We start from the raw sequence: 14,935 nt of genomic DNA on the forward strand, positions 1-14,935 counted from the left end.
CCTAAGCCGCTGGCCGCTTCCCTTCGAGCGCTCTTAAGCGTCTCGGTTCAAAGGCCGGAGCATCGTTCGGGGTGGAAAGCCGCAGTCAACCCAGAACTGATTCAGACATACAAGGGTGGCGCGAGCCGATATTGCCTATATGTTGGGTTGACCCGACTACACCTTTATAAGGCTGGCGCAGACGTCTATATCGACTGTGAAAGCTCTGACGGTGGTTCATCAATTGCGGCCGCTATGAGGTCGGCTAGATGATCGCAAAGACTCTCGACACTACCCATCAAGTTCGACATGACCCAGGTATCTGGCGAATTCGCGTGAGCGACTGTCGGTTCATTCATACGATTCCCCACAATCCTCGCAATAGCCCAAATCCCCAAGCAAGCCCGCTCGATCTTCCTCAAATCATCAACTCGAACAACCCCAAACTCCGGATCATCCGGCGTGGCCCAACGGTCATAGGTCAAAGGGTGGTCGCTCATATCGACGCTCCGGTGTTATTGACGCGATGAAAGAAAGGAGGCCGCCATTGCAGCGGCCACTTGTTCTGTCTTTCCGGCTGTCAACCCGGGCGATCCTTTGGACCACGGGGCGAGTATGCCCCGATAGGCGACGGACGCGAAGCGGTTCCGTGCCAAATTGATCACGCTTTCTCTTACGTAAGCGCAATCGCGGACTACTGATTAGGGAAGTATCAGCAGCCCACACCAGCGAAAGCTATCTCTGGTTCATGCCAATCGGCCAAGTAAATACCTACTCAGCGACGGCCACCCCAGCCACCGGCACAAAAAACCGATCCTTCAACTCCTGCAACCCAATCCTCTCCAACATCTCCGTCAACCTCTCCGCAGGCTTCCTAGTCGGCAAATCTTTAAACTGCGCCACGATCAGCTCATTCTTCATCGAATGCTCCCACCCGACCAGCTCCGTCACGCTAACCTGATACCCATGCGCTTCCAGCTGCAAGCACCGCAGCACATTCGTAATCTGGCTTCCAAACTCCCTGGTATGCAACGGATGCCGCCAAATCTCCGCCAGCGGATCAGCCAGCGCCTTGCCCTTATTCTTCCTTAGCACCGAAGCCACCTCCGCCTGGCAGCAAGGCACGACCACGATGTACTTCGCTTTCTTCTCCAACGCAAAGTGAATCGCGTCATCGGTGGCGGTATTACAAGCGTGCAGCGCAGTGACCACATCAATCGTCCCCGGCAACCGACTCGAAGTAATCGATTCCGCGACAGACAGATTCAAAAACGACATCCGGCCAAACCCGAGCCGCTTCGCCAGTTCCTCTGACGACTTCACCAGTTCTTCGCGCGTTTCGATCCCATAAATATGGGACCCATTCCCGACGGCATCCTTCTGTTCCTTGAAAAACAAGTCATACAGAATGAACCCCAGATACGACTTACCAGCCCCGTGATCCGCAAGCGTGACCGCGCCGCGTTCTTGTTGGACGTCTTTCAGCAGCGGCTCGATGAACTGGAACAGGTGATAGACCTGCTTCAATTTACGGCGGCTGTCCTGGTTCATCTTGCCGTCGCGGGTCAGGATGTGCAGGGCTTTTAGCAGTTCGACGGACTGGCCGGGGCGGATGTCGTGGGTTTTTTCTGACATGGGGGAAGGCAAAGCGCCCCGCACGAGGCGGGGCGCGTAGTGGCGCGGAAAGCGTCAGTTTAACGAAAACTGGCGCGCCCACAGGGCGGCGGAAAAGCGGGTCTTAGCCTACGGTGGCAAAAACCGGCTCGCCCAGGTTCAGCATCAAACGATTTGCCCAGGCGAAGATCGCGTCCGAGTGCAGCAGATCCAGCACTTCACCCTCGCTCAAGCCGGCATCCTTCAACGCCTGGATGCTGTTTGCGTTCACATCGGCCTCGGCTTCCGTGATCTGGATCGAGAACTGAGCAATCGCCAGTTCACGTGCCGTGGTGCCGGCGGTGTAGGGATCTTCGAACACTTGCGCGATCACCTCATTGCGCTTGGCCAGCTGCTCAAAGCGCTGCGCATGGACCGACGCGCAGTACACGCAGCCGTTCACACGCGAGACGACCGTGGAGCCCAACTCGCGTTCTGCGCGCGACAGGCCGCCCGGGGCGTACATGATGGCGTTGAAGGCGGTGGAGCGCTGGCGCAGGATTTCCGGTTGGTGGACCAGGAACAGGTAGTAGTCCGAGACCTTGGCCTTGGGGTGGCTTTCTTCCAGGACGGCGACTTGTTCCGGGGTGGCGGTGTCGACGTTGACGACGTCGAGCCATGCCTTCCACTCCAGCACTTCGTTGGTGAAGCCGTGGGCCTTGATGACGGCGCCGGGTTCGGTGGCGGCGGTGTTGGGTTCGAAGGGCGCGGGCGGGACGGCGGCGGCGCGGGGGGCTTGGCCTTCCAGGTCTTTCATCGCGGCCAGGCCTGCGACCAGACGGGTCTGGTACGACAGGAAGGCGATCAGTTGCGACAGGGTGACGACCGCCGGCGTGGAGACGCCTGCGGCCGGCAGGGTCTTCAGCGCAGCTTCGTCGCCTTCGACGGGGTTTTCGATCAGCTTGCGCGTGAATTCCAAGACCGCAACCAGGCGCGGGGTGGAGGCGTCTGACGGCTTGCCGGATTCTGCGGCGGCGATGTCGGCGGGGGCGGCATCCGTTTCGGCCAAGCGTGCACGGTAGTGCGAGGCCAAGAGCGGCGACGGGCTGATGCGGGTGGCGTACAGCGCGACCAGCAGGCGTTCGGCCAGCGACAAGCCGGGCAGCGCCGGGTCGAACAGCGCGTCGTAGCTGCCTTGCGTGGCGGCGGCGACTTTTTCGCGTTGGTGGCGGACCTCAAAAGTTTTGCTGCCGGGCGTCAGGCCGACAAGCTTGTCGACGAGATCGTTGGCGGCGTCATAGACGATGGGTTGTTGTGCCATGGGGATGTACTCCTTGGTGTCTGTTCAGCCGGCGTTGCCGGAAGTGCTTGCCGAATGTGCAGCCGCACGGGCTTTCACCGCCGCGTCCAAAAACGTCTTCACGCCTTCCCACGATTCCTGGTCGGCGCGTGCGTTGTCTTTGGGGTTGCCGCCGCTGGTGCTGATCTTGCCCGACACGGGGTGGGCGTAGACGAGCTGGGTGGTGGGCACGTACGGGAACAGGATCGAGTGGCCGCCGTTTTCGTAGTCGAGCCATTCGACGGGGTAGGGGTGTTTCACTTCGCGCAGCTTGTCCTGCACCATCTTCGAGTACAGGCTTGACGGCCACGAGCCGTCGTCGGTGGCCGACAGCAGCATGACCGGGCCTTCGATGTCTTCCACGCGAATGCGGGCGCGGGCGACGGCGTCGGGGTCTTGCAGCGCGGTCAGGATGGCTTTCTCGTGACGATGCGGCGATGGGCCTTCATCAAACGGCGCCCAGGTGGCGGTGCGGTTGTTTTCCCAGACGTGGGGCAGGGGCTTGCCGCCCAGCAGCCAGGTCGGGCCTTCGCGGCCGATCTTGGGGTCGCAGGCGTTCTGGCCGCTGTGGACGACGGCGCCGGGTACGTAGGCGACGACGGCGGACACTTCCTTGGGGAAGGTTGCGCCCAGCAGCAGCACGAGTTCACCGCCGCGCGATTGGCCGCTGATGGCGACGAAGTCGTGCTTGGGCTGAACCTTTTTGCGCAGCCAGCGCAGGCCGGTCTGGAAGTATTCCAGCGGGGTGTTCGAGATGTAGTCGGACAGGCCCGGCGCTTTGAAGTAAGCCAGCGCAAAGGCGGCGTAGCCGCGGGACGCATACAGCGCCGCGCGCGGTTCGTTGATGCCGCCGCCCGAGCCGTTCAGGATCATGACGGCGGGGTGCGAACCGGGCTTGCTGCCTGCAGGCAGGTACAGCGTGCCGACCAGACCTTCTTCGCGGACCTCGTGGCGCGTGACGCCGTCCAGCGCCAGGCGCTGCGTGAAGGAGGCTTGCGTTTGCGCACCCGCCGCGCGGGCGACCACTTCGGTGACCAAGGCGTCAGTGACCGGGTGGTTGAAGTGTTCGCGGCTGGGTGAGTCCACGGGCGCTTGCGACCAGACCAGCCCCATCGGGGCCACGCCGGTGTAGTCGCCCGAGACGGGCGCGTCGCGGGTCAGGTCGACGACGCCGTCGTCGCCTGCCTTGAACGCGGCTTGCGCTTGCCAGAGCACGCCGTTGCGGCGGGTCAGCGCGGTGATTTCCACCGTCTGGCCCGGCTCAACGTGCTCGACCCGGATCTGGCGCGGCACGTCGATCAACGCGTCCGCGGGGGTGATGGTTAGGGTCGGCGCCATGGCTTACTTGCCCGCGGGTTCTTTGGTGACCATCATGGCGGCCGTGCGGTCGCTGGTCATCGGGGTAACCTTCAGGCCCTTCTTGGTAGCCCAGATGTTCTTGTAGTGGTAGAGCGGGATGATGCCGACGTCGTCCGATACGAGCTTGACCGAGTCGCGCAGGATGGCTTCACGCTTGGCCACATCGAATTCCGACGTGGATTGTTCCAGCGCGGCGTCAACCTTGGGGTTGGAGTAGTGGCCCCAGTTGGACGCGCCCAGGCCCTTTTTGGCGTCGACGGTGGCCAGGATGTTGACCAGCGCGTAGCTGGCTTCACCCGTGCCATTGCCCCATGCCAGCATGCTGACGGCGAATTCGTTCTTGTTGGCGCGGCCCGAGTACACGGCCCATGGCACCACTTCCACTTGGGTCTTCACGCCCACGCGGGTCCAGAACTGCGCCACGGCTTGGGCCGTTTCCGGGCCTTGCGGGTAGCGGTCGTTCGGCACGTGCATGGTCAGCTTGAAGCCGTCGGGGAAACCGGCTTCGGCCAAGAGCTTCTTGGCTTGCGCGACGTCGTTGGGGATGTCCTTCACGTCGGGGTTGTAGCCGAAGGTGCCCTTGGGCATCCACTGGTTGGCTTCGGTGGCCGCGCCTTGCAGGATGCGGTCAGAAATGGCCTTGCGGTTGATGGCCAGGTTCAGCGCTTGGCGCACACGCAGGTCCAAGAGCGGGTTCTTGTCCAGCGGCTTGCCGTTGTTGTCGGTGATGTACTGGTTGGGCGCGGGGTTGAAGCTGGGTTGCAGGATCATGACGCGCAGGCCGTCGTACGGGTACACCGAGATGTTCGGGGCCTTTTGCAGCTTGGCCAGGTCCGACACCGACACCTTGTCGATCACGTCCACGTCACCGGCCAACAGGGCGGCGGTGCGCGAGGCGGCGTTGTTGATGTAGCGGTAGTTGACCTTGTCCCAGGTGGCTTTGTCGCCCCAGTAGCCGTCGTTGCGTTCCATGATGACGCGGTCGCCCGGCGTGTAGGACACGAACTTGTACGGGCCGGTGCCGATTACGGCCTTGCCCGAGTTGTAGTCTTCGGTGGTGGACTTTTCACCGACGTGCTTGCTGACGACGTGCACCGACGCCAGGTTCAGCGGCAGGTCGGGGTTGGGGGCCTTGGTCTTGACGATGAGGGTCAGCGGGTCCTTGGCGGTCATCGTGTCGATGGTGCGCAGGTAGCCGGCGTAGGTGGCCACGCTGCCCGGCACGGCGCGCGCGCGGGTGTAGGAATAGATCAGGTCGTCGGCGGTGAACGGCGTGCCGTCTTGCCACTTGACGCCTTCACGCAGCTTGAATTCCCAGGTGGTGGAGTCCAGCGGCTTCCAGCTGACGGCCAGGCCCGGCTGGAGCTTGTTCCACTTGTTTTCGATCAGCAGGTCCCAGAAGTGCAGGGCCACGGAACGGTCGCCGGCGTGGTTGTTCAGCTGCGGGTCCAGGGACGACAGCGGGTCGGCGAAACCGATCGACAGGTTGTCGGCGGACGCGGCGGCAGAGGCGCCAAGGATGGCGGCGGTCAGGGTCGAAAGAATCAAGCGTTTCATGTTCGGGGTCCTTGGTAGGGGGGGAACGATTGCAGTGTTCCGAAGGCTGCGCGGTGCCGGAGCACCGCGCGGCCGATTAGGTTCAGGCCATGTCGTTCAAATGACAGGCGCTTAAATGGTTGATGGCGATTCCCTTTAACGTGGGAACTTCGGTCTTGCAGCGCGGCATCGCATGCGGACATCGCGGATGGAAATGGCAGCCGCCGGGCGGGTTCAGCGGGCTGGGAATCTCGCCCTTGATCGCGGTAAAGATCTTGTGGCGCGACTTCAGGCTGGGAATTTCCGCCAGCAGCGCTTGCGTGTACGGGTGGTTGGGGCGCTGGAACACTTCGTCCACGGTGGCCGTTTCCACGACGCGGCCCAGGTACATGATGACGACGCGGTCAGACAGGTGTTCCACCACGCCCAGGTCGTGGCTGATGAACAGATACGTCAGGTTCAGTTCTTCGCGCAGGTCCATGAACAGGTTCAGGATCTGCGCTTGAATGGAAACGTCCAGCGCGGCCACGGCTTCGTCACACACCAGCATGGACGGCTGCACGGCTAGCGCGCGTGCGATGCCGATGCGCTGGCGCTGGCCGCCGCTGAATTGGTGGGGATAGCGTTGGCGCAAGGCGGGGTCAAGGCCCGCGCGTTCCAACTGGGCGCTGACGTAGTCGTCAAAGCCCGCGTTGTCGACCAGGCCGTGGATGCGGGCCGCTTCGCCGACGATCTCGTCCACGCGCAGGCGCGGGTTGAGGCTGGCGTAGGGGTCCTGGAAAATCATCTGCACGGTCAGGCGTGCGGCGTGGGCCTCAGCGGATGTCATGTCCGACGGGCGCACGCCGTTGATGCGCACTTCGCCGCCCGATGGCGTCAACAAGCCCGCGGCGATGCGGCCCAGCGTGGATTTGCCGCAGCCGGATTCCCCGACCAGGCCGACCACTTCGCCGGGGTTCACGATCAGGTCCACGTTGTCGACCGCGCGCGTGATGGCGGGCGGCTTGGACAAGCCCAGCGTTTGCATGGCGCGGCCGGCGGCGCCGACCTTTTTTTCGCCGAAGCGCTTGCTGACTTGAGCAAGGTCAATCAGCGGCGTGGGGGCGGCGGATACAGTCATGCCGTCACCTCGTTGTGGATCTGGATAGTCGGATGGAAGCAGCGCACGTCGTGTTCGGGCAGGGCTTGTGTGATGCCGGGTTGCTGGCCACAGGCGGCGGTCGCGCGCGAGCAGCGCGCGGAAAACGCACAGCCGGCGGGCAGGTGCAGCAGGTTGGGCGTCATGCCGGGAATCTGGCGCAGGCGCTGGCCCCGCTGGTTATTGCTGGGCAGGCTGTCGATCAGGCCCACCGTGTAGGGATGCTGCGGGCGGTCCAGCACATCGTCGACCTTGCCGTGTTCAACGATGCGGCCGGCGTACATCACGGCCACGTCATCAGCCAGGCCCGCCACGACCGACAGATCATGCGTGATCCAGATCAGGCTGGTGCCGTGTTGCTGCGCCAGCTTCTGCACTTCAGACAGAATCTGCGCCTGGATGGTGACGTCCAGCGCGGTGGTGGGTTCGTCGGCAATGATCAGGTCAGGGCGGTGCAGCATGGCGATGGCGATCGCCACGCGCTGGCGCATGCCGCCAGACAGCTGATGCGGGTAGGCCAGCAGCCGTTCTTCCGGGCTGGGAATGCCCATCATGCCCAGCGTGTCGCGCGCCAGCGTGCGGGCTTGGGCCTTGCTCATCTTGTTATGCGCGCGCACGGTTTCGATCATCTGCACGTCGACGCGCAGGACCGGGTTCAACGTCATCATCGGATCTTGGAAGATCATGGCGATGCGGTTGCCTTGCAACTTGCGCAAGTCACGCGGGGCCAGCTTGGTCAGGTCGCGGCCCTGGAACAGGATTTCGCCGCCGACGATGCGGCCGGGGGCGTCAACCAGACCCATGATGGAAAAGCCCGTCACGGATTTGCCCGAGCCGGATTCTCCGACCAGGCCCAGAATCTTGCCGCGCTCCAGCGTGAACGACACGTCGTCCACGGCGGGCAGCACGCCCGCGCGGGTATGAAAGTGCGTGCGCAGGTTGCGCACTTCAAGCGTGGCCGGCGCGCCGGTAGCGGTGCGGTCGGTCATTTGTGAGTCCTTGGGTTCAGCACGTCGCGCAGGCGGTCGCCCACCAGGTTGATGGCGACGATGGTGATCAGCAGCGCGATGCCGGGGTAGAAGCTGATCCAGTATTCGCCGGACAGCATGTATTGAAAGCCGTTGGAAATCAGCAGGCCCAGCGACGGTTCGGTCACCGGCACGCCCAGGCCCAGAAAGCTCAAGGTGGCCTCCAGCGTGATGGCGCGCGCAATCTGCAAGGTGCCAATCACAATCAGCGGCGGCAGGCAGTTGGGCAGAATGTGCTTCAACATGATCCGCCAGTTGGGAATGTCCAGGCAGCGCGCGGCTTCCACGTATTCACGGCGGCGTTCCACCAGGGCCTGGCCGCGCGCAGTGCGGGCGTAGTAGGCCCATTCCAGAATCACCAGCGTCAACACCACGTTGCCCACGCCCTTGCCCAGGTAGGCCAGGATCATCATGGCCACCAGAATCGACGGGAACGACAGAATCAGGTCGACCAAGCGCATGATGAAGGCGTCGACCTTGCCGCCCGCGTAGGCGGCCAGCAGGCCAAGCAGCGTGCCGACGATGCCGGCAATTACGGCCGAGCCCACGCCCACCATCAAGCTGATGCGCAGGCCGTACAGAATGCCGGACAGCAAATCGCGCCCTTGGCCGTCGGTGCCCAGCCAGTAGTGGAAGGTGTCCAGGCCGTTCATGGAACCCGGCGGCAAGCGGGAATCCAGCACGTCGATTTGCAGCAGGTCATACGGATTCTGCGGCGAAATCCACGGCGCGAAGATGGCGGCCAGGATCAGCAGGGTAGCGATGACCAGGCCGAACACCGCCGTCTTGGACGACAGGAATTCGCTCAGGTTGCGGCGCCAGGGCGATTCGCGGCGCAGAGCGGGAATCTTCTCGGGGGTTGCAGTGGTGCTCATGCCGAGCCCTCCAGCCGTACCCGGGGGTCCAGCACTTTATAAAGAATGTCGACGATCAGGTTCAGCGTCACGAACAGGCACACGACCACGATCAGGTAGGCCACGATCACGGGGCGGTCCAGCGCGTTCAGACTGTCAAGAATCAGCTTGCCGGCGCCCGGCCACGAGAAAATGCTTTCGGTGATGACGGCGAACGCAATCGTCGAACCCAGCTCCAGGCCCAGCACGGTCACCAGCGGGATCATCGTGTTGCGCAGCACGTGCACACACACCACGCGAAACGGCGACAAGCCCTTGGCGCGCGCGAACTTCACGAAGTCCAGCGGAATCACGTCGCGCACGCCGGCGCGCGTCAGGCGGATGACAAGCGAAATCTTGAACAGCGACAGGTTCAGCGCGGGCAGGATCAAATGGCGCCAGCCATCGGCGGTGAGCCACGACCACTGAAAGCCCAGGAACTCCACCGTCTGCCCCCGGCCGCTGGCGGGCAGCCAGCCGAGCGACACGCTGAACGTCATGATCAGCATCAGCGCCACCCAGAACGTGGGCAGCGAGAAGCCGACGATGCTGCCGGCCATGATCATTTTGGAAAAGCGGCTGTCGGGATACAGGCCGGCAATCAAGCCCAGCGGCAGGCCGATGATGACGGCCAGGCCCAGCGCGCTGATCGCCAGTTCAAGCGTGGCGGGCAGGCGCTGGATGACGAGCTCAATGGCCGGGATGTTGTAGACGAAGCTATTGCCCAGGTTGCCGTGCAGCGCCCCGTTCAGAAAGCCCAAGTATTGCTGCCACAGCGGCTTGTCCAGGCCCAGCTCCGCAATGATGCGGGCGCGGTCGACCTGGTCCACGTCCTGGCCGATCAGGATGTCCACAGGGTTGCCGATGGCGTGCAGGCCCACGAAGACAATCAAGGTCATCAGGAACACGACCACCGCCGCTTGCGCGACACGGCGTATCAACCAACCGGTCATTGCGCGGTCTCCGCTTGCGAGGCCGGGGTGGCCGCTGCGCTGGCCGCGCTGCCTGTGGCGTGCAGCGGAGCCGGGGGCGGGGCGGGGGTCCACTCATCGCCAAACACTTCCGGTTCGGAAAACGCTTCCATATTCGCGTAGTACGTTTCGACGTCTTCGCGGTAGAACAGGCCGGCGATGCCTTGCGCCAGGCGCTTGGCGCCGTCGCTGATGGCCGGGATGTCGCCCGAGATCGTGCCTTGCGTCAGCGCGGCGGGGTAGGAAAAGCAGTGCACGCGGTCCAGGCCCGGGCAGGCGCCGGGCACTTTTTCTTGCAGCTCGAAGACGGCGCCCAGGTCGGGCGAGTCATGCAGTTCCTGGTCTTCTTCGCCGGCGGGCGGGGTGAACCGGTCGCCCCAGTTGCGCACGTGAGGCGCCAGCGGCGCGAATTCCGGGCGCACGGTCCAGTCGATACGAAAGCCCGTGGAGAAGATCAGGAAGTCCAGCACGAACACGCTCTTGGGCGTGGTGACGTGGATGTCGTTGCCGATCATCTCCAGCTTTTGTACGCCGCAGCCCAGGTTGAAGCGGGCGTTCGGGAAGCGCGACACGCGCAAGGTGCTGCCGCGCGGGGGCGGCACTTGGGCGGCGTTGATGTAGTGGCGGATCTTCCACTTCCATTCGTCGGGCAGGGTCAGGTGGCCATGGGTCAGGCCGGGGTTGCCCGCGCCCTTGCCCTTGTTCACGCGCGGAATGTCGTTGCGGCGGATCAGCAGGTCGACGCTGGCGGCGCCGGCTTCCAGCGCGGTGCCTGCGCTGTCCATGGCGGACGCGCCCGCGCCCACCACGCCGACGCGCTTGCCGGCCAGCGTGGCGTAGTCCATGACGTCGGACGAGTGCGCCCAGCGGTCACGCGGCAATGTCTTGGCAAAGTCAGGCACATACGCGCCGCCCAAGCCATCGCGGCCCGTGGCCAGCACCACACGGCGCGCCAGCACCGTGCTGCGGCCGGCGGGGGATTCCACGTCCAGCTGCACCAGCCGGTCGGCGCGCGGCTGTACCGACAGCACGCGGTGTTCGTTGCGCACGTCCAGGTTCAGCACGCGGCGATACCAGCGCAGGTAGTCCATCCATTGCAGGCGCGGAATCTTGTCCAGTGCGTCCCATTCGGCCGAGCCGAATTGGGCTTCGAACCAGGCGCGGAAGGTCAGCGCCGGCAAGCCCAGGGCAGGGCCGGTCAACTGCTTGGGCGAACGCAGCGTTTCCATGCGGGCGGTGGTGGCCCACGGGCCTTCATAGCCTTCGGGCGCTTGGTCGAAGATGGGCGCGGTAATGCCCAGATGCGTCAACGACGCCGCCGCAGCCAAACCGGCCATGCCGCCGCCGATGATGACGACGTCCAGCACTTGCTGGCCGTCCACGAGCCGGGGCGCAACCCAGTTCTTGGCGGGAATTTCCAGCCAGGACAGGTCTTGCCGCAGGCGCGCTTCCAGCGCGGCTAAGCCTTGCGGCGGGGTGGCGATGGGCAAATTCATAGTGCGGGGGTTTCCAAAACAGGGGCGTCATCACCGTAGATCGACTGCAACAGCGCCGAATGCTCGCAGGCGTCGTGCAGCACAAAGCCGGGCAGCAGGGCGGCAGCGGCATCGGCCAGCGCGTCGGCCATGGCCTGGCAGGCGGGCGTCAGGGGTTGCGACTGCGGGGTGATGACCCCAAAGAAAAAAGGGATGTCCAGGTTGATGGGCCGGATCGCCACGCCCGGCATCGGGACGCCGTAAGCGGTGATCGGTTCCAGCACCGACACACCCAGGCCAGCGCGCACGGCGGCCAGGGCATTGACGGACGAATTGGTTTCGATGGTGCCGGGGGCGTTGCCGCCAGGCGCCAGCGCGGCGTCCAAACGACGGCGCAAGCGGTAAGGGTTGGCCATGGTGATCAAACGGCGCTCGGCCAGCGCCGACACCGGCACCACGTCCAACGCGGCCAGCGCATCGTCTTCGGGCAGCGCAGCCACACAGGCGGCCTGCCCAATCCAATGCACGGTCAAACCGCGGTGTTCCAACGGCAGGCTCGTTGCGCCCAATTGCGCGGCGCCGGTCAATACCGCATGCACCACGCGTTCCGGCGACGCGCTGCGCACTTGAATGCGAACCGCGCCGGCTTGGGATTCAATGCGCTTCAATGCGTCGGGCAACAAGCCCGCCGCCAAGGCAGACGTTGCGGCCAGCAGCAACGGCTTGGCCTGGCCGCGCGCGATTTCTTCGGCACGCCCGCGTATCTGCTGCAGGCTGGCCAGCGCGCGTTCCACATCGTCATACAGCAGGAAGCCCTGTTCGGTGGGCGTGACCCGCGGACCACTGCGCGCGAACAAGGCGTAGCCGATCTCGGCTTCCAGCTCCTGAAGCAAACGGCTGATGGCCGGTTGCGAGCGTCCAAGCACACGCCCGGCAGCGGTGACGCTGCCGGTGGACATGACGGCCGCGAAGGCCTCGAGTTGGCGAAGTTCCATCTGTCTTGCTTTATGCTCAGAGCGAATTCTTGCCCAGCAAGTATGCGCGCTGCAAATAGTTAAAAGGCATAAGCAAATACCCTAATTGGGGATTTCCTTATGCCTTTTCATAACTGCGCGTTATTTCAATGACTTAGCGGAGCCGCTATTCGCGCTTATCGGGCGCACGACGATGGTCGGCTGCTAGAGGAATCGAAAGCGTCAATCTTCCTCGAAGCCGAAAGCTCAAGCGGCGCCGGAAATTCGTCTGTGCGTACGACGTTGGCGTAACGCGATCAGGCGGGGCGGTGGTACACCGCCTCAATGTTGTAGCCGTCCGGGTCCAATATGAAGGCTCCGTAATAATTCAGGTGATATTGCGGACGAATGCCGGGGCCGCCGTTATCGCTGCCACCGGCAGCCAAAGCCGCGCGGTGGAAGGCGTCGACCTCGGCGCGACTGCGGGCACGAAAGGCGATATGCACGCGTGGGGTGCTCGGTGTGCCCTGGTGAATCCAGAATTCGCCGCCAGGGTCGCCGCCGTCATCGGGCTCACCAACGCCGAAGCCCATTCCTGTCGCCAGTGCCTTGCGCGGCACATAGCCGATAGCCGCGAGTGCGCTTAGGTAGAACGCCCGGCTGCGCTCAAAGTCGCTCACGTGAATTTCAATATGGTCCAACATGCGCAGGTCTCCTGTGTATTGCGGCCGCGGACGGCCAATCAAGCCAAGATAGGCCAGGTGTGCAGGCCACGAGGCTTCGATTTGCAACAGCGTTTGGGAGCGCTACTTGCGATGCCCGGGTACGGCTATGTGGCCGCACAAGGTGAAGCACTGACTTCACCCTTTCAAGAGAATCGTATGGCTACCAACAAAAGTGGTGACATGGCACGCATCCATGATTTGCTTTATCAGGCGCTGGAAACGGAGCTGGGCGGCATCAACGTCTACACCGCGGCGCTTTCCTGTGCCACGAACGAAGACCTGGCGAAGGAGTGGCAGAGCTATCTTGACGAGACCAAGACGCATCGGCAGGTACTCCTTACCGTGTTTGAAGAACTCGGCCTTGACCCTGACAAGCGGGTGCCCAGCCGCGACGTGGTCAAGCACCATGGTGATTCACTGGTGAAAGCCATTGCGCTGGCGAAGTCCAAGGGCGACGCGGTGGCGGCGCAGGTGGCCGCGGCGGAATGTGTCGTCCTGGCCGAAACGAAAGATCATCAGAACTGGGAGCTGATTGGTCTGGTCGCCGACAAGCTGAAGGGCAAAGAGGCCAAGATCTTGAAGAAGGCCCATGAAGCGGTCGAGCAAGACGAGGATCATCACCTGTATCACACGATGGGCTGGACCCGCGAACTGTGGATCGAAGCGCTGGGCTTTCCCGCCGTGCTTCCCCCGCCCGAGGAAGTGAAGAAGGTCGAGACGGCGATTGGTGCGGCGCGCGCCGAGCAGGCGCGGGACACGATGCTCTGACGCCTTGGCCCTTGGCCCTTGGCCCATGGCCCATGGCCTGACTACGGCTCATCCCAATCCGCGTGCTGGCGCGGCCCATGGCCGTGGCCGTTGATGACGGCATCGCGGTCGTCGGCCCGCCCGGCAGAACGCGGCGTTGCGGCGGCGCCTGTGGGCGACTTGCTCCAGTGCGGGGGCGGGGGTTTTGGGGTGGCCGCGGGCCGTGCTTCAGGCCGGTCGGTCTCTGGTTTCAGACCCGTGTGCCCGGGTGATGAGTTGCTTGAATGCTTCATGATGATCTCCTCTGCCGAATAGGCGGGTGATCTGTCCTGCTGGTGCCGTACGTGGAACGAGGGCTGACTTCAGTCCCGCCCCGGGCGACGGGCCGGACTCAGGTCTTGTCGCCTTGCAAAGCGCTGGCCTTGCTGGCGTCAACCTGTGCTTGTTTCTTAGCGGCGTCATCCTTGGTCGTGGCCTGGGCTTCCTGCGGCTTGCCGGGAGGCTGGGTTTTGTCTGGATGAGCGCCGGTCGCGTTAGCGCCAAAGCGGGTTGGGAATGTCATGGTGCGCACCTTTTTAAGGTTGTGGTGACGGTTTGCCACCTACCCACAGTAAGTCTTAAAAATCCGATCCCCTACGGATCAATTGAAACAGGCAATCTTGTTTTCGGCCGTTGCCCGCATGGCGGCAGCCGGCCAGATCTATCAAGTTGAAACATCCATATGCCATCCACTTGGATGGTTTTATGATCCGTTTCATGCCTCCTCGTCCCCCACGCCTCGCTTCCGCTCCCAAGCCTTCCGACGAAAAGATCACCATCAACCTGGGTTATGTCGACCTGGGTCAGATTGATCTTCTGGTCCAGGAAGGCTTCTACGCCAATCGGACTGACCTGATCCGCACCGCGATCCGCAACCAGCTCGCCACCCACGGTGAAGCCGTGCGGCAGGCGGTCAGCCGGAAAACGTTGGTGCTGGGCATTCAGCACTACACCGCCCAGGATTTGCTGGCGGTGCAGGCCGCCGGGGAAATGCTTCAGATTCGGATTTTGGGTCTGGCGACCATTGCGCCGGACGTGACGCCCGAGCTGGCGCTGGCCACGATTGAATCCGTGACGGTGTTGGGGGCGCTGCACGCCAGCGCCGCCGTCAAGGCCGCCCTGCGTCAGCGCATACGCTGACAGTCCTAGCCGCTTTAAAG

The 14,935-nt window shown here is 63.5% G+C and carries 15 protein-coding genes; 2 read left to right on the top strand and 13 right to left on the bottom strand.

The genetic code is table 11. From position 1 onward, the window contains the following. Positions 1-750: 750 nt before the first annotated feature. The 11 genes from ACFZAI_RS14040 to ACFZAI_RS14090 all read right to left on the bottom strand — a co-directional run bounded on the left by ACFZAI_RS14040 (position 751) and on the right by ACFZAI_RS14090 (position 12,968). Positions 751-1,614: a class I SAM-dependent methyltransferase gene (locus tag ACFZAI_RS14040; RefSeq protein WP_391567430.1), complete on the bottom strand. Its 864-nt coding sequence runs from the start codon at positions 1,612-1,614 to the stop codon at positions 751-753. 103 nt (positions 1,615-1,717) lie between these two features. Continuing rightward, the gene (locus ACFZAI_RS14045; RefSeq protein ID WP_391567431.1) at positions 1,718-2,893 is read right to left on the bottom strand and encodes a CMD domain protein; all 1,176 of its coding nucleotides are present in this window, start codon (positions 2,891-2,893) and stop codon (positions 1,718-1,720) included. A 24-nt stretch (positions 2,894-2,917) separates the two neighbouring features. Further along, positions 2,918-4,249 carry an acyl-CoA thioester hydrolase/BAAT C-terminal domain-containing protein gene (locus ACFZAI_RS14050; protein WP_391567432.1) on the bottom strand — a complete coding sequence of 444 codons (1,332 nt, stop codon included), beginning with the start codon at positions 4,247-4,249 and terminating at the stop codon, positions 2,918-2,920. 3 nt (positions 4,250-4,252) lie between these two features. Next, positions 4,253-5,827 carry an ABC transporter substrate-binding protein gene (locus ACFZAI_RS14055; RefSeq protein WP_391567433.1) on the bottom strand — a complete coding sequence of 525 codons (1,575 nt, stop codon included), beginning with the start codon at positions 5,825-5,827 and terminating at the stop codon, positions 4,253-4,255. A gap of 82 nt (positions 5,828-5,909) precedes the next feature. After that, a complete protein-coding gene (locus ACFZAI_RS14060) occupies positions 5,910-6,926 on the bottom strand; it encodes an ABC transporter ATP-binding protein (RefSeq protein ID WP_391567434.1) in 1,017 nt (338 codons plus the stop codon). Then, positions 6,923-7,933, bottom strand: coding sequence for an ABC transporter ATP-binding protein (locus ACFZAI_RS14065; protein ID WP_391567435.1), 1,011 nt, complete (start codon positions 7,931-7,933; stop codon positions 6,923-6,925). Before ACFZAI_RS14065 ends, ACFZAI_RS14060 begins: the two co-directional genes overlap by 4 nt. Further along, positions 7,930-8,847: an ABC transporter permease gene (locus ACFZAI_RS14070; RefSeq protein ID WP_391567436.1), complete on the bottom strand. Its 918-nt coding sequence runs from the start codon at positions 8,845-8,847 to the stop codon at positions 7,930-7,932. Before ACFZAI_RS14070 ends, ACFZAI_RS14065 begins: the two co-directional genes overlap by 4 nt. Next, positions 8,844-9,818 carry an ABC transporter permease gene (locus ACFZAI_RS14075; protein WP_391567437.1) on the bottom strand — a complete coding sequence of 325 codons (975 nt, stop codon included), beginning with the start codon at positions 9,816-9,818 and terminating at the stop codon, positions 8,844-8,846. The genes ACFZAI_RS14070 and ACFZAI_RS14075 overlap by 4 nt, the downstream gene beginning before the upstream one ends. After that, entirely contained in the window at positions 9,815-11,332 is a 1,518-nt protein-coding gene (locus tag ACFZAI_RS14080; protein ID WP_391567438.1) for a SidA/IucD/PvdA family monooxygenase, read from the bottom strand. Before ACFZAI_RS14080 ends, ACFZAI_RS14075 begins: the two co-directional genes overlap by 4 nt. After that, positions 11,329-12,306, bottom strand: coding sequence for a LysR family transcriptional regulator (locus ACFZAI_RS14085; RefSeq protein WP_391567439.1), 978 nt, complete (start codon positions 12,304-12,306; stop codon positions 11,329-11,331). Before ACFZAI_RS14085 ends, ACFZAI_RS14080 begins: the two co-directional genes overlap by 4 nt. A gap of 275 nt (positions 12,307-12,581) precedes the next feature. Then, on the bottom strand, positions 12,582-12,968 hold the full coding sequence (locus ACFZAI_RS14090) for a VOC family protein (protein WP_391567440.1): 387 nt from the start codon (positions 12,966-12,968) through the stop codon (positions 12,582-12,584). A gap of 177 nt (positions 12,969-13,145) precedes the next feature. Here ACFZAI_RS14090 and ACFZAI_RS14095 point away from each other — a divergent pair, with 177 nt between their 5' ends. Further along, on the top strand, positions 13,146-13,757 hold the full coding sequence (locus tag ACFZAI_RS14095; protein ID WP_391567441.1) for a ferritin-like domain-containing protein: 612 nt from the start codon (positions 13,146-13,148) through the stop codon (positions 13,755-13,757). 41 nt (positions 13,758-13,798) lie between these two features. Here ACFZAI_RS14095 and ACFZAI_RS14100 read toward each other — a convergent pair whose 3' ends face one another. Both ACFZAI_RS14100 and ACFZAI_RS14105 read right to left on the bottom strand, forming a co-directional pair. Continuing rightward, positions 13,799-14,029 (bottom strand): hypothetical protein, encoded by a 231-nt coding sequence (locus ACFZAI_RS14100; protein WP_391567442.1) that lies wholly within the window; start codon positions 14,027-14,029, stop codon positions 13,799-13,801. A 98-nt stretch (positions 14,030-14,127) separates the two neighbouring features. Beyond that, the gene (locus ACFZAI_RS14105) at positions 14,128-14,298 is read right to left on the bottom strand and encodes a hypothetical protein (RefSeq protein WP_391567443.1); all 171 of its coding nucleotides are present in this window, start codon (positions 14,296-14,298) and stop codon (positions 14,128-14,130) included. A 194-nt stretch (positions 14,299-14,492) separates the two neighbouring features. Between ACFZAI_RS14105 and ACFZAI_RS14110 the strand changes: the two genes are divergently transcribed. Continuing rightward, positions 14,493-14,915 carry a hypothetical protein gene (locus tag ACFZAI_RS14110; RefSeq protein WP_054425649.1) on the top strand — a complete coding sequence of 141 codons (423 nt, stop codon included), beginning with the start codon at positions 14,493-14,495 and terminating at the stop codon, positions 14,913-14,915. Positions 14,916-14,935 lie beyond the last annotated feature (20 nt).

This window comes from Achromobacter sp. NPDC008082, assembly GCF_042957345.1.
Lineage (GTDB): Bacteria > Pseudomonadota > Gammaproteobacteria > Burkholderiales > Burkholderiaceae_B > Achromobacter > Achromobacter kerstersii_A.